Genomic DNA, 20,482 nt, shown 5'->3' with positions numbered 1-20,482 from the left:
GCGCCGCCGGCATCATACAGGCCGATGATCGGCGCCCTCGCCTTCATCGCCATGTCCTGAAGTTTTGTGATCTTCAGTGCATGGGTTTCCGACAGCGAGCCGCCGAACACGGTGAAGTCCTTGGCGAACACGAAGGTCTTGCGACCGTTGACCGTGCCCCAGCCGGTGACGACGCCGTCGCCGGGGATCTTGGTCTTCTCCATGCCGAACTCGATCGAGCGGTGCTCGACGAACATGTCGAATTCCTCGAACGAGCCCTTATCCAGCAGGAGCTCGATCCGCTCGCGGGCGGTCAGCTTGCCGCGGGCGTGCTGCGCCTCGATGCGCTTTTCGCCGCCGCCAAGCCTTGCGCCGGCGCGACGTTCTTCAAGAGCTTCAATTGTGGAGATCACACATCACCCCGGTGGGTCCGCGAGCAGGTCCTTACCCCGCCATACACAAGCGATCCGAGACCTGAGAAGACTTGAAGACGCACATTTGCACATGTTACAAATCTGCAAATAGTAAATTGCGAAGTTGCAAATGGCAGGAAAGCTTTATATTGGTCGCAGGTTCCGCGAGGTAAGGGAGAGCAAAATGCTCACCCAGGCGGCGTTCGCGGAGCGGCTGGGTATCTCGCTGAGTTACCTGAACCAGATCGAGAACAATCAGCGGCCGGTCTCGGCCTCCGTACTGGTGCTGCTTGCTGAAAAATTTCAGGTCGACCTGAGCTCTTTGTCGCTCAACGACAGCGACAAGGTCATTTCGATGCTGGCCGAGACGTTGGCTGATCCGATCTTCGCCTCCTACGCGCCCAGCACACAAGAATTGAAGCTGGTGGTTCAGAACGCTCCCGGTTTTGCTCAAGCGCTCCTGAACGCTCATCAGGCATATCGGCGCAACAGCGAACAGCTCGCCAGCCTGGATGGCCAGATCGCCAACCTGGCGGGAGAACCGACCGCTTATGAGGAAGTTCGCGATTTCTTTCACCTGGTGGACAATTACGTCCATGAGTTGGATACCGCGGCCGAGGCTCTTGCCGACCGGCTGAATATTCCCGACAGCAACGCGACGACCGCGTTGATCAGCTACCTGGGATCGAAGCATGGCGTGCAGATTCGCCAGAGCGGTCCGAACGAGACTTCATTGCGACAATTCGATCGCGCATCGCGCACGCTGTTTCTGAGCCAATATCTGCCGACACCAACCCGAACATTCCAGATTGCCCTACAAATCGCGGCTCTTGAACAAGAAGTGCGGATTGATCAGATTGCAGATAAAGCGACATTTCGATCAGTCGACGCACGAAACGTATGCGCGGCCGGATTGCGAAACTATTTTGCGGGCGCCCTCGTTCTACCGTACCAACGATTCCTGCAATCCGCTCGAGAGCTGCGGCACGATCTCGAATTGCTCGCGACCAGGTTCGGCGCAAGCCTGGAGCAGGTTGCTCATCGCCTGTCGACGCTTCAACGGCAAGGCTCGAAGGGTGTGCCCGTTTTCTTCGCCCGATTGGACCGCGCCGGGAACATCACCAAACGCCACAGCGCGGCAAAACTGCAATTTGCACGCTACGGAGCCGCCTGCCCGCTCTGGAATGCGCACCAGGCATTCGAGGCCCCAAGCCAAATCATTCGGCAACTCGCCGAGACACCGGACGGCATTCGATTTCTTTGCATCGCAACCGAACTTTCGAAAGGCCGGGGCGGCTTCGGCTCTCCTCGTCCGCGCTATGCCATCGCGCTGGGATGCGAAGTCTCCTATGCAAAAGATTTCGTATATGCAGACGGGCTCGACCTCACAAGCAAAGGCACTTTCGATCCCATCGGAATTTCTTGTCGAATCTGCGAGCGGACCAACTGTCCTCAACGCGCGATCCCGCCGCTCAAGAGCAGATTGAGAATAGACCGCGATCGCAGGGACATACTGCCCTACCAATTACCCGGCTAGATTCGTCGACGGCAAAGCTGCGACCGCAATGATTGCGGGCTTGGGCACAGGTTCAGTTCCCGCAACCAAATCAGTGCACAGATTGCAGTCGCCTTGCTCATGACGACGGCAGCAGGCACCGGCGCCCAGGCCACGTGTTCGAGCGGCAAGATCAGATTGACCGTTTTTCGATACAAGTCGTCATTTTATCGAAATTCTACATGCCCGGGCGAGAGATAGCATTTATTTCATCGAGATGTCACCACGCGGAATAACGCGAGGGGCCGGGCCTCGATGGGACGACGAATGCTTGCCCATGGGAGAACGAAATGACGACGACGGCTTTGGACAGGATCGACATAAAGATCTTGAATGAACTGCAGCAGAACGCGAGTTTGACCAACGTTGAACTCGCTTCCCGTGTCAATCTCTCACCGTCTCCGTGCCTCGCTCGAGTTCGAACGCTCGAAAAACTCGGGGTCATTGACCGGCGAATTGCGGTGCTGGATCCCGCAGTTCTCGGCATCGGCGTTACGGCATTCATACAAGTAAAGCTTGAAAGGCAGGCCCAGCCATCACTCGAGAGCTTTACGCGTTCGATCGATCGCCTTGGCGAGGTGATGGAATGCTATCTGATGACCGGGGATAACGATTATCTTCTCCGCGTGATGGTGTCTGATATCGACGCTCTTGAGGATCTCATCGTAAACAAGCTGTCGCGCATAACCGGCGTTTCGAGCATTCGCTCGAACTTGGCCCTGAAGCGGATATCTCACAAGACGGTGCTCCCTATCGACACGAACCGGCCAGTTCAGGTCAAGTCGTGCAGTTCCTCGAGGCGCCTCGACAGGACCGCCAAACCGCAGTACGACGCCTCGCCTCAGGCACGGATCGATGGCGGAATGAATCTCGAGACTTCGCGGATTTTGCGGGGTGACGGGCAGTACCCCTCAAGCCTCCCTTAGGCAAGGGCGCCCAGGAGAACAGTCTCGACCTTGCGCTCGTTGTTCGTGCTTTTTTCTCCAACGCACAAAGATCGAGTGCCGTTCCGCGTTCGATCGCGCGCGCGGAAAGCGACGGTCAAAAAGCTGGCCGCTGGAGAAAGGCTCCCGCGCGAGGTGCGGGAGCCCAGGATCGACAGCTAGTCTCCGGGATTCCAGATCAGGAAGAAGCCGTTGTCGTCGCCCAAGCCGACGGCTCGGCCAAGGTTGGCGTAGAGCTTGCGAGAGCCGAGTTCAGGTGCCGCAAGTGACAGGCTGACGTAGTCCTTGCCGCTGCTCTCGCCGCGCCGGATCCAGCCGGCTCCGATCTCAACGCCCTGGGCGAGGATGCGGAAGTCCGGCTGAGCCTCAGTCGACTTGCCGCTGTTGGGAACGATGTCGATGTGGGCCCGGATGGACAAGGTCTTGAGCTCGCCCCTGAAGCCGCCGTTGTCGTTACGGGTAACGAATCCGATCGCAGTCATGGTCTGTCTCCTTCGCTGCCGCAGGGCCGATCCCCTGCGATGGCGAGACCGTCATGGCGGCCGGAACGCCGCCGAACCCCTGGGGCGAAGCGTCAGCGGCGCACCCGAGCTCGCGCCTTTTTTTGCAGCGAAGCGACCGCGAGGAGCCGGCTTGCCGGCGGGAAAAAAGACGCCTGCGAGGGTTTCGGGCGGCGGGACGGTTGCCATAGGTCGTGCCGCCACGAGCAGGGAAATTGTCCCTGGAGCAGAGGCAAGGCAGACATCGAGCGCATCGAGATCCCGAACCGAAGCGCACCCGCGGGCTCGTCAGGCTAATGCTCCACCTGTCAAATCTACCAGTACCGGCAAAACATCCGACCCGATAGAATCGAGCAAGCAATGTCCAGTAACTGCCGCATATTATTGAACGGGATAGACCTATCGGCCGGCTTTTGAACTGCTGCGGTAGCCAGGTCAGCGGACCAACTTCGTCGAGCCTGCTTCGCCCGCACCGATGACGGCAGCAATGATTGGCCAGTCAAGAATTCAGCCGATACGAACAACGTGAAATGAGGCCCTTTCGCAAAATTGATCAATATCCGTACCTAGGATAACGCTGGCGCTTCCGTCCCAGGCATTCTCCCTGCCCGCTCATGTCGGCCCTAACTGCGGCTCGTCGCAATTGAGTTGCCGTCCGCGGGTTGATTGTATGTGCCGATGGGCTCCGACAATCCCGAGACGTCCAGCACCGCGGGGCGGCTGATCAGAAACGGCAACGCTGATCAGGACCGCATCTTTGATCAATGCAGAAACACATGTCCGGCTCCCGCCGGCCCTGAGACAAACACACGCTCTGGACGATTAGAGAAACAAGAATGTCACTCGCTTGAGGCCCGATCACCGTTAGTGCGTTCGCAATTTGCGATGTCACTGACATGATCGACACAAAGCACCGCGAAGCCGTTGGTCTGCACGATCCACTTCGGCTTTCTGTGGCAGCGGCCGTGGCATTTCCCGATGGGTCAATGACCGCTTCCGGGTTGCGCAGAGAAAACGCTCGCGGCAGACTCGTCATCGAACGTGTTGCCGGCAAGGACTACACGACACTCTTTCATATAGAGCGAATGAGGGAATTATGCCGCGTCCAAGCAAAGGAGCCCGGCTCTACAGACGCAAAGCACGGTATCGCGGAGGCGACCTCGTCGCCCAGTCTGTTTGGATTATCAAAGACGGCGACCGGCATATCGCCACAGGATGCATTGCGAGCGCGTCTGAAACAAAGCCTCCGCAGAAAGCAGAGCAAGCGTTAGCAAACTACATCGCACAAAAATATCAACCGGAGCGCAGTCGACGAGATATTGACGACATCGATTGCGCCGACGTGCTGTCGATCTATCTGACCGATATCGGCGAGCCCGGTGATCAGTTTGAAATTGAAGCGAGGATCGACCGGCTCAACGATTTCTGGGGTGGCAAGAAGCTGTCGGCAGTCAACGCGAAAACCTGTGCCGGTTACGTTAAACACCGCGGCAGCCGGGGCGGTGCGCGCCGTGACCTCGAGACTTTCCGCGCCGCAATCAACCATCATGCAAAAGAGGGCTTTCACCGGGGCACGGTTCGCGTATCGCTCCCGTCGAAAGGCGAGGCGCGCGATCGGTGGCTGACACGCACTGAGGCGGCAGCCCTGGTTTGGCAGTGTTGGCGCTATCGCGAAAAGCAGACTGTCCACGCCGGTAGCTCAAAGGGCGCTCCCGTGCGGACAGACCGCCGACCGCTGCGACACGTGGCCAGATTTATCCTGATCGGCCTCTACACTGGCACCAGGGCGGGAGCGATCGCGGCGGCATCACCATACCCCGAGCTTGGACACTCGTACGTCGATCTCGAGCGTGGTATCTTTTACCGCAGGCCGATCGGGAAGCGAGCCACCAAGAAGCGTCAGACGCCAGCTCCGCTACCGCCCCGGCTCCTGGCTCACATGCGTCGTTGGAAAGACCGGAAGCTGATCAACACCTGCTTCGTCGAGTTCAATGGCAAGCCGGTGGCTTCCGTGAAGAAGGGCTTCAAATCTGCCGTGGATCTGGCCAAGCTGTCCGGGAAAGTGACACCGCATACCTTGCGCCACACGGCGGCGACCTGGCTGATGCAGCGCGGCGTGCCGATTTGGGAGGCGGCCGGGTTCCTCGGCATGTCGCCGGAGGTCCTGCAGGATACCTATGGCCATCACCATCCCGATCATTTGCACGGGGCGGCGGCAGCCATTGGCCAGAAAACGCGGTATGTTTCGGTGGTCAAATCGGTGGTTGACTCGGGAACAGTCACCGATGAGAAGAAAAAACCTAAGGAAATCTGGTCGGAGTGGCAGGATTCGAACCTGCGACCCCTGCGTCCCGAACGCAGTGCTCTACCGGGCTGAGCCACACTCCGACTAAGAGCCGGGCTTATAGCGTCGGGTTTCGGGGACCGCAAGGGACCACAAGGCACCCAATTGAGGAATCTAGTCACAGTGGATACAGGCCTGAAAACGCACGTTCTGCCCGCCGGCGCCGCCGCCACGGCCACCGCCGCCGGAGTCCTGGCCGAGGGCGGCCTGGTGGCGTTTCCGACCGAGACGGTTTATGGCCTCGGCGCCGACGCCGGCAACGCGTCCGCGATCGCCCGGCTCTACGAGGCCAAGGGCCGGCCAGCCTTCAATCCGCTGATTGCCCATGTCGCCGACCTTGGCGCCGCGCGCCGGATCGCCCTGTTCGACGGCCAGGCCCTGCGATTGGCGGAAGCGTTCTGGCCGGGTCCGCTGACCCTGGTGCTGCCGAAGGCGCTGTCCTGCCCGGTCGCGGAACTCGCGACCGCCGGGCTCGATACGGTCGCGATACGCATCCCGGCCCACAAGGTGGCGCGCGACATCATCAAGGCCTTTGGCGGTGCCGTGGTAGCGCCGTCGGCCAATCTCTCGGGCCATGTCTCGCCCACCACCGCCGAGCATGTGAACGGCGATCTCGACGGCCGGATCGATCTGATCGTCGACGGCGGCCCGGTCGAGGTCGGCGTCGAATCCACCATTGTCGGCTGCTTCTCCGATCCGGTGTTGCTGCGGCCGGGCGGGCTGACGCGTGCCGAGATCGAGCGCGTGCTCGGCCATCCCTTGCAGTCGCCGCCGCAGGGCGCCGAGAGCGACGCCCAGCCGGTCGCCCCCGGCATGCTCGCCTCGCATTACGCGCCGCGGACCCCGGTTCGGCTCAATGCCGGCGACGTCCATGTCGGCGAAGCCTTGCTGTCGTTCGGGCCGGCCAAGGTCGCGCGGCGCGAATGCGCCTCGGTGGAGATGAACCTGTCCGAGCGCGGCGATCTCGCCGAGGCCGCCGCAAATCTGTTCGGCTACCTTCGCACGCTCGACAAGAGACACGCGGATGCTATTGCAGTGACGCCCATTCCCGAGGACGGGCTGGGCGAGGCCATCAATGACCGGCTGCGCCGCGCAGCGGTTGGGCGGTAAATCCCGACCCACGTGAAAGACCAAGAAAAAATGAACATCGTCCAATCCGCGGTGCCGCCGCTTCCGCCCGAATTGCTTGCAAAATTCCGTGCCATCGTCGGCGAGAAATATGCGGTGACCGATGCCGCTGACATTGAGCCCTACGTCACCGAGGAGCGCGACCTGTTCCACGGCCGCTCGCCGCTGGTGCTGCGCCCGGGCTCGACCGCCGAAGTCGCGGCGATCTGCAAGCTTGCGAGCGAGCACAAGATCGCGCTGGTCCCGCAGGGCGGCAATACCGGCCTGGTCGGCGGACAGACGCCGCACAATGGCGAGGTCGTGGTGTCGCTGCGCCGCCTCGACAAGATCCGCGACATCGACGTCGAATCCAACACCATGACCTGCGAGGCCGGCGTGGTGCTGCAAATCGCGCAGCAGAAGGCGGCCGACGTCGACCGGCTGTTTCCGCTGTCGCTCGGCGCCGAAGGCAGTTGCACCATCGGCGGCAACCTCTCGACCAATGCCGGCGGCACCGGCGCGCTGGCCTATGGCGTGGCGCGCGAAATGGCGCTCGGGGTCGAGGTCGTGCTGGCCGACGGCCGCGTACTGAACGCGCTGTCGAAGCTGAAGAAGGACAACACGGGTTACGATTTGCGCAACCTGTTCATCGGCGCCGAGGGCACGCTCGGCATCATCACCGCGGCAACCTTGAGGCTGTTTCCGCGGCCGCGCGCGGTGGAGACCGCCTATGTCGGCCTGACCTCGCCGGCAGCTGCGCTCAAACTGCTGTCGATCTCGCGCAATCAGGCAGCAGGTGCGCTGACGAGCTTCGAGCTACTCGCCGACATCGCCGTCGATTTCTCGATCCGCCACGGCATCGATATCCGCGATCCCTTGACCAGCAAGCATCCCTGGTACGTGCTGATGGAATTGTCGTCGTCGCGCGACGATGCGCGCGACACGCTGGAGGCAATCCTCGCCCAGGGCATGGAGGACGGCATCGTCGATGACGCCGTGATCGCCGCCAATCTGAGCCAGCGCCAGGCGTTCTGGAAACTGCGCGACGAGATGTCGGCGGCGCAGAAGCCGGAGGGCGGCTCGATCAAGCACGACATCTCGGTGCCGGTCGCGGCGGTGCCCGCCTTCATCGAGGAAGCCAATGCGGCCGTCGTGAAGCTGATCCCGGGCGCGCGGCCGGTGCCGTTCGGCCATCTCGGCGACGGCAACATCCACTACAATGTCAGCCAGCCGGTCGGCGCCAATGCGGCCGACTTCCTGGCGCGCTGGCACGACGTCAACGCCATCGTGTTCGAGATCGTGCTGCGGATGGGCGGCTCGATCTCAGCCGAGCACGGCATCGGCGTGCTCAAGCGCGACGAGTTGCCCGACGTCAAGGACAAGGTCGCGATCGAGCTGATGCGGCAGCTCAAGGCAATGCTCGATCCGCTCGGCATCATGAACCCGGGCAAGGTGCTGTGAGCGTGCAGGCGACAATGTCCTCCTCCCTCGCGATTGCACCCATCACCGACGCCGACATCGCCGACGTCGTCGCGCTGTGGCAGGCCTGCGGCCTGACGCGGCCGTGGAACGATCCCGCTTCCGACATCGCGCTGGCGCGGCGCGGACCGAGTTCGGCCCTGCTGGTCGGCCGCGACGCCGGCACGATCGTCGCGACGGCGATGGTCGGCCATGACGGCCATCGTGGCTGGGTGTACTACGTTGCGGTCGACCCCGGCCGCCAGGGCAAGGGCTTCGGCCGGACGATGATGGAAGCGGTCGAGGATTGGCTGCGCGCGGCCGGCGTGCCGAAGCTGCAACTGCTGGTGCGGCGGGAGAACGCCAAGGCGAGCGCGTTCTACCAAACGCTCGGCTATGAGGAATCGACCTCGGTGATGCTGGCCAAATGGCTCGACGGCCGCGAAGCCACGCCGTGAGCGCGTTGAGGATCCATCCATGAGCATCGCCGACCGCGTCCGCGTCAAGGACGTCGAGCTGCTGTCGAAGCGCCGCTACGAGCTGAAGAGCGCGACCTTCGACTACCGCCGCAGCAATGGCGAATGGCAGACTCAGGTGCGCGAGGTCTACGACCGCGGCAACGGCGCGGTGCTGCTGCCTTACAATCTGAAGGCCCGCACGGTGGTGCTGGTGCGCCAGTTCCGCTACCCCGCTTTCGCCAACGGCTATGATGATCTCCTGATCGAGGCCGCCGCCGGCATGCTCGACGATGCCGCGCCGGAAGATCGCATTCGTGCCGAGGCGGAAGAAGAGATCAGCTACCGGCTCGATCGCGTGCGCAAGGTGTTCGAAGCCTTCATGACGCCGGGCGCGGTGACCGAAAAGCTGCATTTCTTCGTCGCCGAATACGACGCTGCGATGCGCATCGGCGACGGCGGCGGGCTCGCCGACGAGGGCGAGGACATCGAGGTGCTCGAGCTTGCGCTCGACGACGCGCTCGCCATGATCAGCGACGGCCGCATCGTCGACGCCAAGACCATCATGCTGCTGCAATACGCAGCGTTGCATCTGTTCAGGTAAGTCCCGCCGCGTTCCGGCCTTTGCCCGGACGCGTGATCAGGCTGGGTAGCATTCGCGGGAGACGATGCGCGCCCTCCCGCTCGCGGGGAAGGCGCGCTGCCAAAATATCGAAAACAACCCCATGCAAAGTAGCCGGCTGTCGCCTGCGCTCGACTTGACACGTCGGGCAACTCATGGATACATTTCCAATATTCCGAAATCATGCAGACGCACGTTGCCCCTGGCGGCATATGGCATTCCCATGGGCGCTGCTACCTTTACAGCACTGCGCGCAGCCCCGGAACGCGCCGAGCCAGCAATCCGACGACCAGAAAGCTGGCGACCACGCCGAGGAGGCTTGCCAGCAGGAATTTCCATTGCGGGGCAACGGTCCAATCGTGCATCGCGCGGGTCACCGCGATGAGCACAGGCGCGTGCAGTACGTAAACGCCGAAGGCATTCCGGCTGAGGAATTTCGTCACCGGACCCTGCCAGTCGAACCGGTCACGATACAGCACCACCAACCCCAGGCTGAGCGAGACGCACGTTGCCGACCGCCAAAAGTCCATGCCTGCCGCCTGCCAATGCCAACCGCCGCCGTAGTCGGCCAGCCGACCCTCGAGGGCTCCCCCGAAGACGACGATCGCTGCCCACAGCGCGATGCTCCCCACCAGCCCGCAGACCAGCCAGCGCCGTCCCGCGCCGCTCGAAATCTGTCGCAGCCAATCGCCACGCCACGCCGCGACCCCAGCGGCGAACATGAAGGGATACTGCGGCGCGTCGTGAATGGCGACGTTGAGGATGGTGCGGCCTTCAGGTGCCAGCAGCCCGACGGCGAACGTCACGGCGCTCATCACCAGGATAAAGCCAAGCATAGAGACGAGGCTCGGTACCGACCGGACGGAGGGCTGGCCGATCGGTCGGAATCTGCACAGCAGGGCAAAGCAGCCGGAAAACAGCAACAGCACCAGGCAGAACCAGAGCGGGCCGGAGCCGTCGAGAAGTTGGCCGTTGGAGAGGTGGTGCAGCCAGTCCTCTGTGAAACTCCGGCGCGGCTGCGACCACCATGATCCCGCTACGTAATACTCGGTCAGCGGCCCAATCAGCCCGATGTACAGGAGGAGCGGCATACCGAGACGGTACAGCCGTTCCTGCATGAAGCCGACGACGCCGCGGCGGGCGACCATACCGGCGGCGAAGTATCCAGCGATGCCGAACAGCAGCCCCATGGAGACTGCGTGTTGAAACGTCTGGTAGGCCGCAAAGGCCACCTCGGTACCCAGGCCCAGCGGCGGATGCTCGCGGTAGTACCAGCTCCCAAACGGCGAGTAGGTGACGGCGGCGTGCATGACCACAACCATGCTGATCGCCGACCAACGCAGATTGTCGATATAAAGCAGCCGGTGGGTCGTCGGTGAAGCGGGTTGCATCATGGGCATCTCCTGGGCTGGATGCGAACATGATGGCCAAGGCCGGGCCGGTCGCGCCGAAAGTCGCGCTCAGGATCGCCGAAACCCACAAAACCTGGCCGTTTCCGACAATCGGCGCGTCAGACCAGCTCCGCCAGGGTTCGTTTGCGGAATTCGCTGGGCGTCTCTCCGGTCTGCACCTTGAACGCTCGATTGAACGGGCCGATCGACTCGAAGCCGGCATCCATCGCAATCGTCAGGATCGGGACACGCACCTGACCGGGATCGGCCAGGGCCGCGCGCGCCTCCGCCAGCCGGAAGGAGTTGATGAAGCGGGCGAAGTTGCCGTACCCAAGCCGCTGATTGATGAGCTGACGCAATCGGTATTCCGGCGTGGCCAGTCGTTTGGCCAGGCTCGCAATGGTCATGCTGCCGTCGCGGTAGGCCCGCTCCACTTCCATGGTCGTCAGCAAACGCTGATACAGCGCGGCTTCCGGCTCCGTCATCGCTGATGTTGATGGGACCGGCTCCAATGCCGGTGGCGCGGCGGCGACCGCGGAGATCGGGCTTGCCCGATGCAAGCGGAGCAAGGCGGCAGCAAGGACGATGCCCAGCACACCGGGAAGCGCAGGCGTCATCCCGACATTGCTTGCCCCAATCAGCGTGCAGCCGACGATCGCGAAGCCCAAGCCCCATGCGAGCACAACCCGATCCCGACGGCGCATTTCGATCAGGTCGTTGGCTCGGCCCAGCAGAACGCGACCGATCGCGATCACCACAAGCATCAGAGCCGAGACATGGGTCGCAAGCCAGGCCCATGACGAGTCGGCGACCACGGCCCAAATGGCAAGCAAGGCCATCAAACCCAGCGCTGCCCCACCAAGCAATGGCGGCCTGGCCGTGTCATCGAACACCTCTTCGCTCCAGAGAACAAAGACGGCGGCGGCCATATTGCTCACCACCCGCAGGAAGAGGATCCACACTGCTTGGCTGTCGTGAAATTGCGGAGCCGTCTCGATGAGAAAGGCAATTCCGCACAAATTGAGAAGAAGGGTTATGCGGCCGAGCCGACTGTTCCGCAACCGTAACAGGGCGTCGAGCGCGAGAAGCACCAGTAAAGCGAGGGCCCCACCGCGAAGACCAATATCCAGGAGCATCTTCATCACCAAACTGGACGGAAGGCTCGAACTATGATCCACGAGCCCGCCAGGGTCGACGGGCAATTTGATGCCTGCGGACCTAGATCAGACTGAGGGCCTTGTCAGGCATCGGCACGATCGAACCTTCGACAGTTGGAAAGCCCGTCACCGCCTCGACACGTCCGTGCCGGCGCATCGGATCATTTCGAGGCCACGCAGCAATTCGCTATTGGTGCACAGCGGCCTCTGGCGACCACCGATCGCCAGATTTGTGGGTTCACGACCTAGACTCAAACGCCCCCAGACCGGCGAACTACCGCATCGTGATCGCAAGGCCGCTCAGATCGGCATTCGCCATCAGGCCGACCTGATGGCCGGTCAACTCGAGCACCGCGCCCTTCTGGTTGGTGAGCACGATCGCGCGGGCGCCACGGCCGAGCGCCAACCCCGCGCCCGCTGCGCCGTAGACACCGGCGACATCAGACGGGCGATTGATGTTGCTGACGCGGCCTCGCAGCACGGTCTTGGAGCCGCCGAACACCAGGCCGTAATCGAGACCGCCGGTGGACAGACGATAGGAGCGGCCGCGGAACGTCAGCACACCGCTGCCGCCGGAGCCGCCGATGATCCAGCCGGCCTTGTAGATCGTGAGCGTCACGAAGCCGCTGTCGGCACGCGCTGCGGATGAGAAAGTAACGCCGGTGAATGCCATCAGTGCAACCAGCGCGGCACGAAGCGTGGATGAAAGTTTCATGTGCAGTCTCCCCAAGATTTCCTCACAAGATTTGCTCACGCCGATCGGCTCGCGTCGCGACGCGGCTGCGAATCGCGCTGCTCCGACTCTAGCAAGCGCGTAGACCGGCACAATTTGGCACAGCGATGGCCGATTTGTTGACAGGTGCCTTCGCGCGACGGGCGTTGAACCTGTTCCCGGGATCGCAACACTCACTGCATGTCCGGGGCGATCGGCCCCTGAGCTCCAGGATTGCCCCTGCGGAGCATTCACATATTCAAACCGGAGATTTCCGATGCGTCGTCTTGCGATTGCCTGCGCCACCATTACCGCCACCGTGTCCGTGCTCGCCGCGACCAGCCCCGCCAGCGCCAACCCGTATCATCTGATCCGCTGGCAGGACACCGGCTTCTGCCAGATCTGGGATCAGAGCGTCCCGACCACGCCGTGGCCGGCAAACTTCGCCGTCGTCAGCGAAGAGCTGCCAACCTTCGACGCCGCATTCAGCTACAAGACCGGCCTCCTGAACAACGGCACCTGCTCGTTCTAGGCGACCCCAATCGCGCACAGGGCGGACACGCGGCAACGGCGATGTCCGCCCTTGTGCTGTCTGGCCTTGTGTTGTCAGCCTTGACGCGATCACGCCTCAATGATGCTTGATCAGCGCGTCGCGGGCGGCGGCAAGTTCGAGGAACGCCGCGCCATTGCCGCCGCCGTCGGGATGCACCGTCTTTGCGGCGCGCTTGAACGCCTGCTGGATTTCGGTCGTCGCGAGATGGCGGCCGAACGGCAGGCCGAGCAATTGCCGGTAGCGCTCGTCCTCCGTCAGCACCTTCGGCGTCAAGCCACGCCGGCCGAACTGCGGCGCGGACAGCATGTGCAGCGCATCGCTGACGATGCCGAGACGGCGCAGCGCCATGGATCTGGTCCGGCGGTCGGCCGATTTCAGCGCCGCCTGGCGCAGGATCGGCAGCACCTGTGCGGCCGCTTGCCGCAGCGTCTCGTCGATCTCGGTGGTGGCGATCTCGGCGACCATTTTGGCGATCTCGCGATAGTCGGGATCCGGCGCCGCGCAAAAGCGCTCGATCGCAACTTTCCAGTGTCTGATATGCGGGTCCATGATCGGTCCGTACTGTCATCCGAATCCGGATGACAGCAACGCACAAACACGGCTTGGCGTTTCGGTTGGCGCAGTTTTGAATAGTGTTGTCGACAACGCTCACAAAATCAGAACGAGGAAACACCATGGCCCTTCTCGACAATCACATCGCCGTCATCACCGGTGCGGGCTCGGGCATCGGGCGCGCCATCGCACTGGGCTATGGCCGCGAGGGCGCACGCGTGGTGCTGCTCGACATGAACGGCGATGCGGCGGCGGAAGCGGCCAGGGAGATCAGGAGCGCGAGCGGCAAGGCGGACAGCTTTGCGCTCGACGTGACCGATCGCGACGCCTGCATCGCGATGGCAAAGCAGGTTGCCGACAAGGTCGGGCCGGTCTCGATTCTGGTCAACAATGCCGGCATCGCGCGCCGCAACGGCATGCTCGGCGCGGACGAGGCCGTGATCAAGGATTGGGAAGACATCATCGCGATCAACCTCACCGGCGTCTTCAACGTGACGCATTCCTTCCTCGCGCCGCTGCGCCAGAACAAGGGACGCATCGTCAACATCGGTTCGATCCAGTCCTTTGTGCATCTGCGCACGCCGAGCTCGCCGGCCTATACCGCCTCCAAGCACGGCGTGCTCGGCTTCACCAAGGCGCTCGCCGCCGAGCTCGGCAAGGACGGCGTGCGCGTCAACGCGATCGGTCCCGGCTTCATCGAGACACCGCTGAACGAGAAGGTGCGCGCCACCAATCCCGACCTCGTCAAAGTCTTCATCGACCACACCCCGCTCGGCCGCGCCGGCAAAGCCGAGGACATCGTCGGCCCCGCGATCTTCCTCGCCTCTGATCTCTCGGCCTATGTCTCGGGATCGATCGTGATGGTCGACGGCGGTTACCGGACATTGTGACCGATGGAACCGCAATCGTGGCGATTTCTGGGTATTTTGCTTACAAAGCAGGGAGTTAGCCGCGCGTTAAGGTCTTGTTAACCAAACCGGCACACCGTGGATCTACGGGGTAGTTGGTTTTCTCGATGTCTCCGCCTCATCGACGAGGCGGGCGTTGATCGGGAGGAGTTCATGTCTTACGCGTCCACCGTACCGTCGCCGGAAGCATTGCTGCCGTCGCTGGCTCCAAATGAAATCGTCCCACTGCTGATCGGCGCGACCGTCGATGAAGTCGAACGGGAACTCGTGCTGCAAACGCTCGCGCGCTGCGACGGCAATCGCACCCGCGCCGCGCGCGTGCTCGGACTGTCGGTCCGCACCTTGCGGAACAAGATCCGCGAATATTCGGCCGACGGCATCGACGTTCCGCTGAGCGAGCACGCCGCAGCCTAGTGCACTAAAGCGCGGTGCGGGCAGGTTGTTACCGCCACCGCGCTCTGGCCTTTTGTTTGCGCATGATCTCCGCGCAAGCGCTTCGCGTTTGTCGCGAGGGAAAGCCGCTTCGCACTTTTCCGGATCATGCCTTTGTTTACGCATGATCTATTCGGAAAACCGCATCGCACTTTTCCGGATCATGCGCTAGATCGGCAGGTCGATCGCAAGACGTCGCCAGCGCGACAGCAGCGTGCTGTCCTCGTCAGCGAGGCAGCGTGCGAGGCGCACGTCGATCGTCGCGGTCTGTTGCATCGTCCGGGCCACCAGCGCGGTCGCATAGTCCCAATAGTCGCGTCGTCCATGCGGATCGTCATCGACAAGGGACTTTGCGAGGATCTCGACATAAATCGCGGCGACGGCATTTTGCCAGAGCTGATCGGCGCGCACCTCTGCTTGGAGCACGCCGGTCCGCGGCTGCCACATCAGCCAGTAGTCTTCTTCACCAGCGCTCCAGTCCGATGACGGCAGACACGGATCAAGACATGATGGATCAAGACTTGGCGAGCGGCACGCAAGCGGCCGCATCGCGCGCGCGTCGCTGAATACGGCGTAGCCGAGCTTGTCGTACCAGCCGACACGCAGCAATCGGAGGACCGCGTCCTGCTCATCCGCCGCAAGCTGACGCCTGCCCGTTCGCTCGAGATCGGCGATGATCGCCTCCAGACGATCGCGATCGAACGGTTCGACTTCGAGCACCACGCCGATATTGCGCGGAAATAGCGCATCGAGCATGGCGACCATCTCGCGATAGAACGCGCGCGCCAGGCCGCGGCCGCGCCATGCCTTGTCGATGCCGACATGGTTGCAAAAAATCAGATCACTGGCGTGATCATAGGTGAAGAAGCCGAGTCCGATCGCACGCCTGCCGGCACGCAGGATGAAGCAGCGCGAGTCGAGCCGATAGGAGATCTGCTGGCCGCCGACGCTGAAATGCCTGGGCTCGCCGACATCGTCCGACAACAGCCAGCGCACGATGTCATCAGGACTGTCGCGCTCGATCGCGGGAAACAAGCGCTCATAGAGCTCGAGCACGCCCGTGCTGCGAAAGCTCGCTTCGTCAAGCACATCCTGCCCCGTCACGACGATGTCGAGCGGTTGCGGCTCGTCGCCGTAGCTGCCGTGCAGAATCCGCAATGCGTCCTCCGCTGTCATAATGCCCATGGAATTATGACTGTTGATCGCTCGCATCGGTGCCTTCGGGCAGAATTGAAGCCGTCGTCCAACCTCTGTTACAACCGGCTTCAAATCGCGACGGAGTATATCAGTGGCTGACGAGACAACTTCCCGCCAGGGGGCACGAGGGGCACAGGGGCCGCAGGGCCGTCAGGGCGAGCCGGGAAAGCCCGGACCGCAGGGACATCCCGGGCGGCCGGGGCCGGAAGGTGCACGCGGCAAGCCGGGTCCGCAGGGCAAGGCGGGCGTGGTCGGAAAGGCAGGCCCCCAGGGCAAGCCGGGGGCGCAGGGCAAGGCAGGCGCACAGGGTCCGCGCGGCGAAGCTGGTGCGCAGGGGCCGCAGGGTCCGGCCGGTCCGCGCGGCGAAGCCGGCCCGCCCGGCCAGTTGCCGTCGATCGAGCAGGTGATGCCGTGGCTGCATATGATCTTCGACGCCTGGGAAGACCACAGGCGCACCAGGGAGCGCGAAGCCGCCGAGGTCGCCGAGCGAGAAGCCGCCGAGCTCGCTGAGCGCGCGGCAGCGGAAGCAATCGCGCTCGAGGTCGACGCGATCGACTTCGCCGATGATGAGGACGAAGACGACGATCACAAGAAAAAGAAGAAGCACCGCAAGAAGGACAAGAAGTAACCCTTCCTGTCATTGCGCGACACGGCCAGCGAAATCCGTGTCGCGCGCGAGGCTCAGTGCTCTGCGCCTGGCGTGGTCGGTGGATCGGACGGCCGGGCGAGCTGCATCAGCTGGAAGACCCAGCGCATCGCGTAGTACCAGGCGACGCCGGCGAACGCCCCACATGCCGACAGGATGATGACGTTGGCGAGGTCGATCGTGCCGCACGACCACAGCATGCCGCTGGTCCAGAGCACGGCGAACGCAATCGAGCAAAGGGTGAGCAGGGCGGCAGGCTTCATGGCGTTGCTCCGGGGGGCGGCTGAACGACCATGCTGCCCGGAAGCGTGGCGCTGTACCGTGACCTGGGTCACGGAATGCCGTGGACCTCCCCTTATATCCCCTTGGGCCTCAGCCGAACCGCAGGCGTGAACGCTCCCTCGCCTTCTCCGCCTCGATCTCGCGATCGCGCGCCGGCGCGTTGGTCTGCAACGAGATCAGCAGCTTGCGCGCGGCGTCCGAGACCTCGGTCACGGCAAGGTTGAAGGCCGCCTCATTGGACTGTGACGGCTTGTTGAAGCCACTCAGCTTGCGCACGAATTGCAGCGCCGAGGCGTGGATCTCGTCCTCGGTGGCGGGCGGCTCGAAGTTGAACAGTGTCTTGATGTTGCGGCACATGTCGGTCTCCCTCGCCCGCACCTCGGGCTTGTGTCTCAAGGACGATCGGCTGCTGCAAAATACGACATCGTGGTCTATTCTGGCAGCCTCATCGTCCACGACGGAAACGAGGTTCCGGATGAGCCACGTGATCTACAAGGTCGTCCAGCACGACGGCGGTTGGGCCTATACCGTCAACGGGGTGTTCTCGGAACCGTTTCCAACCCATGCCGCGGCGCTTGCGGCCGCCCGGCGCGCCGCCAACGAACAGCGCGTTCCCGGGCGCACCGAAGCGATCCAGTACGAGACGTCGGACGGCAAATGGCTGACCGAAACCGCCTCCGGCAATGACCGCCCGGAGACCGAGGTCGAGGACGGGCGCTAGCACATTCACGGGGCTTCAGAACGGAACCTGCACGCCGAGCCGATCGAAGAATGCCCGCCCGCGATCGGTGATCCGCAGCGCGCGCGGAATCCGATGCGGCGCGACGCCGCGCATCTCGACCAGCCGCGCCAGCACGGCATTGGCAAACGGACCGGCGAGATGCGGCACGCGCTCGGTCCAGTCGTTGCAGAGCCGCAGATGCGGCTGCCGCGCCGGATCGAAATCGATCTGTTCGGCGCGGCACCAGGCCAGCCCCTGCTCGGTCACACGCCCATCGCGGCCGTCGACGACGACGAGGCGGCGGCGGATCAGCGCATTCGACAGCAACACGCCGAGCTGGCCCGCGAGGTGATGGTAGCAGGTGCGCGATTGCCGGAGCTGCTCGGCCGGCATCGCACGCCTGGGCGCGGCAGTTGCCTTCGCGGCGAGATCGACCAGCTGCTCGATCAGCGCCGCGACGTCGTCGTCCCTGATGCGGTAATATCTGAACCTGCCCTGGGCCCACACCGACAGCACCCGCGCGTCGACCAGCTTCTGCAAATGCGCGCTGGCGCCTTGCGGCGAAATGCCGGCAACCGCGGCAAGCTCGCCCGCCGGCAGCGCCTTGCCGTCGGCCAGCGCACTGACCATCGCTTCGCGCACCGGATCGCCCAGTGCCTCGGCGATCCGCGAAAATCCGGTCTGCACGGATTGGGATGATCCCACCGCATCGCTCTCCATGTCGCGCTGAAACCGTCCTACGCGCATTCGCAACGTCGCGAAACTCATTTCAGATTTTCCTGAAGCGTTGCGGCCGCCACTTCCGGTCAAATCGGCGGCAGTCGACGACACACAAGGGAACAATCATGACAGCCAACACCGACGCAGAACGCATCTACAGGCTCTGGGACGAAGCCCTCGGCAACAAGGACCTCGAGGCGGCGCTGGCGCTCTACGCGCTCGATGCCTCGATCGAGAGCCCGCTGGTCCAGCATCTGATGCAGACCAAAGACGGGATCGTTCGCGGACGGGAGGCGCTGCGCGAGTTCATCACGCGCGTGTTCCGCACCAACCCGCCGCAGCGGCGGCGCTTCAAGCAGGGCTTCTTCAGCGACGGCCGGATTCTCACCTGGGAATATCCGCGCCAGTCGCCGGACGGCGACCAGATGGATCTGGTCGAGGTCATGGAGATCGAGGACGGCCTGATCCAGCGCCACCGGGTCTATTGGGGTTGGTATGCGCTGAACGTGCTGAAGGCTGGCTAAAGCACGATCCGGAAAAGTGCGAAGCGGTTTTCCCTCGCGACAAACGCGAAGCGTTTGCGCGGAGATTATGCTCAAACAACAGGCTAAAGCGCGATGAGGATTCAACCCAATCTCATCGCGCTTTAGCCGAACACGTCTTCGCCAGCCGCGCCGGCGTCCTCTCGGACAACGCTTTCCCTCATGCTAGGCTTGCGTCGAAGCGGCTGGACAAACGCGCCGCGCATGGGGAGAAGCACCATGATCCGTTTGTGCGCGGCGCTGCTGGCCGCTCTCGTCTCGATGTCGGTACCGGCCATGGCTGCAGATTATCCCGCGCCGCAGGACGGCGAGTGGACCGCGAAGGACTTCAAGTTCCACAGCGGCGAGGTGATGCCGGAACTGCGGCTGCACTACACCACGGTCGGCGCGCCGACCGGGCAGCCGGTGCTGGTGCTGCACGGTTCCGGCGGCTCAGCCGCCAGCATGCTGACGCCGGGCTTTGCCGGCCAGCTGTTCGGCCCAGGCCAGCCGCTCGACGCCACGAAATACTACATCATCATTCCCGACGGCATCGGGCACGGCAAATCGTCGAAGCCGTCGGATGCGATGCGGACCAGCTTTCCGAAATACGACTACAACGACATGGTCGACGCGCAGTACCGCCTCGTCACCGAAGGGCTCGGCGTCAAGCACCTGCGGCTCGTGATCGGCAACTCGATGGGCGGCATGCACACCTGGATCTGGGGCGTGCGCTATCCGCAGATGATGGACGTGCTGGTGCCGATGGCCTCGCAGCCGACGGCGATGGCGGCGCGCAACTGGATCCTGCGCCGGACCATGCTGGACACGATCCGCAACGATCCCGACTACAACAACGGCAACTACACCAGCCAACCGCGGATGATGAAATACGCCATCGCGGCCTATCGCTTCGCCAGCGCCGGCGGCACGCTCGGCTACCAGACGCTGGCGCCGTCGGCGCAGCAGGCCGACAAGATGGTCGACGACCAGCTGGCATTGCCGGTCACCGCAGATGCCAACGACTACATCTATCAATGGGAGGCCTCGCACGATTACGATCCATCGGCGGGAATGGAGAAGATCGAGGCCAGCCTGCTTGCGATCAATGCGGCCGACGACGAGCGCAATCCGCCGGAGACCGGTGTTACCGAAGCCGCGGTGAAGCGGATCAAGAACGGCAAGATCTATCTGATCCCGGCAAGCAGCGAGACGCGCGGCCATCTGACGACCGGCGACGCCAAGTTCTATGCCAGGCAATTGCAGGAATTGCTGCAGACCGCGCCGCAGCGCACGATGTAGCGCGCGGGCTC

General features: G+C 63.1%; 25 protein-coding genes, 1 tRNA gene and 1 pseudogene. 15 read left to right on the top strand and 12 right to left on the bottom strand.

The features are described 5' to 3' along the window. Positions 1-389 (bottom strand): carboxyl transferase domain-containing protein (locus JQ616_RS21825; protein ID WP_433995985.1); only part of this gene is annotated, 389 nt, incomplete at its 3' end. Positions 390-522: 133 nt separating this feature from the next. Here JQ616_RS21825 and JQ616_RS21820 point away from each other — a divergent pair. Together JQ616_RS21820 and JQ616_RS21815 are read left to right on the top strand one after the other, a co-directional pair. Then, positions 523-1,929, top strand: a complete 1,407-nt coding sequence (locus tag JQ616_RS21820; protein WP_212017807.1) for a helix-turn-helix domain-containing protein — start codon at positions 523-525, stop codon at positions 1,927-1,929. Between the two features lie 308 nt (positions 1,930-2,237). After that, positions 2,238-2,873, top strand: coding sequence for an Lrp/AsnC family transcriptional regulator (locus JQ616_RS21815; protein ID WP_212017805.1), 636 nt, complete (start codon positions 2,238-2,240; stop codon positions 2,871-2,873). A 176-nt stretch (positions 2,874-3,049) separates the two neighbouring features. Here JQ616_RS21815 and JQ616_RS21810 read toward each other — a convergent pair whose 3' ends face one another. Next, positions 3,050-3,373 (bottom strand): DUF736 domain-containing protein, encoded by a 324-nt coding sequence (locus JQ616_RS21810; protein ID WP_212017804.1) that lies wholly within the window; start codon positions 3,371-3,373, stop codon positions 3,050-3,052. Between the two features lie 914 nt (positions 3,374-4,287). Here JQ616_RS21810 and JQ616_RS39365 point away from each other — a divergent pair. Next, positions 4,288-4,662, top strand: coding sequence for an excisionase (locus tag JQ616_RS39365; protein ID WP_249137043.1), 375 nt, complete (start codon positions 4,288-4,290; stop codon positions 4,660-4,662). Here the strand turns inward: JQ616_RS39365 and JQ616_RS39820 are convergent. Then, positions 4,659-5,081, bottom strand: a complete 423-nt coding sequence (locus JQ616_RS39820) for a hypothetical protein (RefSeq protein WP_349630032.1) — start codon at positions 5,079-5,081, stop codon at positions 4,659-4,661. The two genes, JQ616_RS39365 and JQ616_RS39820, sit on opposite strands and share 4 nt — an antisense overlap. A 24-nt stretch (positions 5,082-5,105) precedes the next feature. Here JQ616_RS39820 and JQ616_RS39815 point away from each other — a divergent pair. After that, a pseudogene (locus tag JQ616_RS39815) lies at positions 5,106-5,534 on the top strand (tyrosine-type recombinase/integrase); the annotation flags it as partial. Positions 5,535-5,702: 168 nt separating this feature from the next. Here JQ616_RS39815 and JQ616_RS21800 read toward each other — a convergent pair. Further along, positions 5,703-5,779 (bottom strand) — tRNA-Pro (locus JQ616_RS21800). Between the two features lie 79 nt (positions 5,780-5,858). Here JQ616_RS21800 and JQ616_RS21795 point away from each other — a divergent pair. Genes JQ616_RS21795 through JQ616_RS21780 form a run of 4 tightly spaced genes read left to right on the top strand, consistent with a single transcriptional unit; the run spans position 5,859 to position 9,359 of the window. Further along, the gene (locus JQ616_RS21795; RefSeq protein ID WP_212017802.1) at positions 5,859-6,845 is read left to right on the top strand and encodes an L-threonylcarbamoyladenylate synthase; all 987 of its coding nucleotides are present in this window, start codon (positions 5,859-5,861) and stop codon (positions 6,843-6,845) included. A 30-nt stretch (positions 6,846-6,875) separates the two neighbouring features. After that, a complete protein-coding gene (locus JQ616_RS21790) occupies positions 6,876-8,303 on the top strand; it encodes an FAD-binding oxidoreductase (protein ID WP_212017800.1) in 1,428 nt (475 codons plus the stop codon). A 14-nt stretch (positions 8,304-8,317) separates the two neighbouring features. Then, on the top strand, positions 8,318-8,758 hold the full coding sequence (locus JQ616_RS21785; RefSeq protein ID WP_212017798.1) for a GNAT family acetyltransferase: 441 nt from the start codon (positions 8,318-8,320) through the stop codon (positions 8,756-8,758). Positions 8,759-8,777: 19 nt separating this feature from the next. Then, positions 8,778-9,359, top strand: a complete 582-nt coding sequence (locus JQ616_RS21780; protein ID WP_212017796.1) for a GDP-mannose pyrophosphatase — start codon at positions 8,778-8,780, stop codon at positions 9,357-9,359. A 257-nt stretch (positions 9,360-9,616) separates the two neighbouring features. Here the strand turns inward: JQ616_RS21780 and JQ616_RS21775 are convergent, their stop codons facing one another. The 3 genes from JQ616_RS21775 to JQ616_RS21765 all read right to left on the bottom strand — a co-directional run bounded on the left by JQ616_RS21775 (position 9,617) and on the right by JQ616_RS21765 (position 12,640). Further along, positions 9,617-10,771 carry an acyltransferase family protein gene (locus JQ616_RS21775; protein ID WP_212017795.1) on the bottom strand — a complete coding sequence of 385 codons (1,155 nt, stop codon included), beginning with the start codon at positions 10,769-10,771 and terminating at the stop codon, positions 9,617-9,619. A 116-nt stretch (positions 10,772-10,887) separates the two neighbouring features. Further along, positions 10,888-11,910 carry an AraC family transcriptional regulator gene (locus JQ616_RS21770; RefSeq protein WP_212017792.1) on the bottom strand — a complete coding sequence of 341 codons (1,023 nt, stop codon included), beginning with the start codon at positions 11,908-11,910 and terminating at the stop codon, positions 10,888-10,890. Positions 11,911-12,199: 289 nt separating this feature from the next. After that, positions 12,200-12,640 carry a hypothetical protein gene (locus tag JQ616_RS21765; protein WP_212017790.1) on the bottom strand — a complete coding sequence of 147 codons (441 nt, stop codon included), beginning with the start codon at positions 12,638-12,640 and terminating at the stop codon, positions 12,200-12,202. Between the two features lie 274 nt (positions 12,641-12,914). Here JQ616_RS21765 and JQ616_RS21760 point away from each other — a divergent pair, with 274 nt between their 5' ends. Further along, positions 12,915-13,169 (top strand): hypothetical protein, encoded by a 255-nt coding sequence (locus JQ616_RS21760; protein WP_212017788.1) that lies wholly within the window; start codon positions 12,915-12,917, stop codon positions 13,167-13,169. A gap of 96 nt (positions 13,170-13,265) precedes the next feature. Here the strand turns inward: JQ616_RS21760 and JQ616_RS21755 are convergent, their stop codons facing one another. Further along, positions 13,266-13,739: a hypothetical protein gene (locus tag JQ616_RS21755; RefSeq protein WP_212017786.1), complete on the bottom strand. Its 474-nt coding sequence runs from the start codon at positions 13,737-13,739 to the stop codon at positions 13,266-13,268. 125 nt (positions 13,740-13,864) lie between these two features. On the opposite strand from JQ616_RS21755, the gene JQ616_RS21750 reads away from it, so the two are divergent. Beyond that, positions 13,865-14,632, top strand: coding sequence for an SDR family NAD(P)-dependent oxidoreductase (locus tag JQ616_RS21750; RefSeq protein ID WP_212017784.1), 768 nt, complete (start codon positions 13,865-13,867; stop codon positions 14,630-14,632). 171 nt (positions 14,633-14,803) lie between these two features. Beyond that, positions 14,804-15,064 carry a helix-turn-helix domain-containing protein gene (locus JQ616_RS21745; protein WP_016840962.1) on the top strand — a complete coding sequence of 87 codons (261 nt, stop codon included), beginning with the start codon at positions 14,804-14,806 and terminating at the stop codon, positions 15,062-15,064. Positions 15,065-15,250: 186 nt separating this feature from the next. Here the strand turns inward: JQ616_RS21745 and JQ616_RS21740 are convergent, their stop codons facing one another. Next, entirely contained in the window at positions 15,251-16,240 is a 990-nt protein-coding gene (locus JQ616_RS21740) for a GNAT family N-acetyltransferase (RefSeq protein WP_249137041.1), read from the bottom strand. 130 nt (positions 16,241-16,370) lie between these two features. Between JQ616_RS21740 and JQ616_RS21735 the strand changes: the two genes are divergently transcribed. Beyond that, positions 16,371-16,907 carry a collagen-like protein gene (locus tag JQ616_RS21735; protein ID WP_212017782.1) on the top strand — a complete coding sequence of 179 codons (537 nt, stop codon included), beginning with the start codon at positions 16,371-16,373 and terminating at the stop codon, positions 16,905-16,907. A gap of 53 nt (positions 16,908-16,960) precedes the next feature. Here the strand turns inward: JQ616_RS21735 and JQ616_RS21730 are convergent, their stop codons facing one another. Both JQ616_RS21730 and JQ616_RS21725 read right to left on the bottom strand, forming a co-directional pair. Then, positions 16,961-17,188 (bottom strand): hypothetical protein, encoded by a 228-nt coding sequence (locus tag JQ616_RS21730; protein WP_212017780.1) that lies wholly within the window; start codon positions 17,186-17,188, stop codon positions 16,961-16,963. Between the two features lie 109 nt (positions 17,189-17,297). Next, entirely contained in the window at positions 17,298-17,564 is a 267-nt protein-coding gene (locus JQ616_RS21725) for a DUF2277 domain-containing protein (RefSeq protein WP_212017778.1), read from the bottom strand. Between the two features lie 118 nt (positions 17,565-17,682). Between JQ616_RS21725 and JQ616_RS21720 the strand changes: the two genes are divergently transcribed. Further along, positions 17,683-17,928: a DUF2188 domain-containing protein gene (locus JQ616_RS21720; RefSeq protein ID WP_016840968.1), complete on the top strand. Its 246-nt coding sequence runs from the start codon at positions 17,683-17,685 to the stop codon at positions 17,926-17,928. A 15-nt stretch (positions 17,929-17,943) separates the two neighbouring features. Here the strand turns inward: JQ616_RS21720 and JQ616_RS21715 are convergent, their stop codons facing one another. Next, positions 17,944-18,696, bottom strand: a complete 753-nt coding sequence (locus JQ616_RS21715; RefSeq protein ID WP_249137040.1) for an ArsR/SmtB family transcription factor — start codon at positions 18,694-18,696, stop codon at positions 17,944-17,946. A 77-nt stretch (positions 18,697-18,773) separates the two neighbouring features. On the opposite strand from JQ616_RS21715, the gene JQ616_RS21710 reads away from it, so the two are divergent. Beyond that, entirely contained in the window at positions 18,774-19,172 is a 399-nt protein-coding gene (locus JQ616_RS21710) for a nuclear transport factor 2 family protein (RefSeq protein ID WP_249137039.1), read from the top strand. 237 nt (positions 19,173-19,409) lie between these two features. Beyond that, entirely contained in the window at positions 19,410-20,471 is a 1,062-nt protein-coding gene (locus JQ616_RS21705; RefSeq protein WP_212017772.1) for an alpha/beta fold hydrolase, read from the top strand. The last annotated feature ends 11 nt before the right edge of the window (positions 20,472-20,482 follow it).

It is taken from the genome of Bradyrhizobium tropiciagri, assembly GCF_018130545.1.
GTDB lineage: Bacteria > Pseudomonadota > Alphaproteobacteria > Rhizobiales > Xanthobacteraceae > Bradyrhizobium > Bradyrhizobium tropiciagri_A.
The sequence above is the reverse complement of the archived record's forward strand: the minus strand, read 5'-3'. Positions and strand labels throughout refer to the sequence as shown.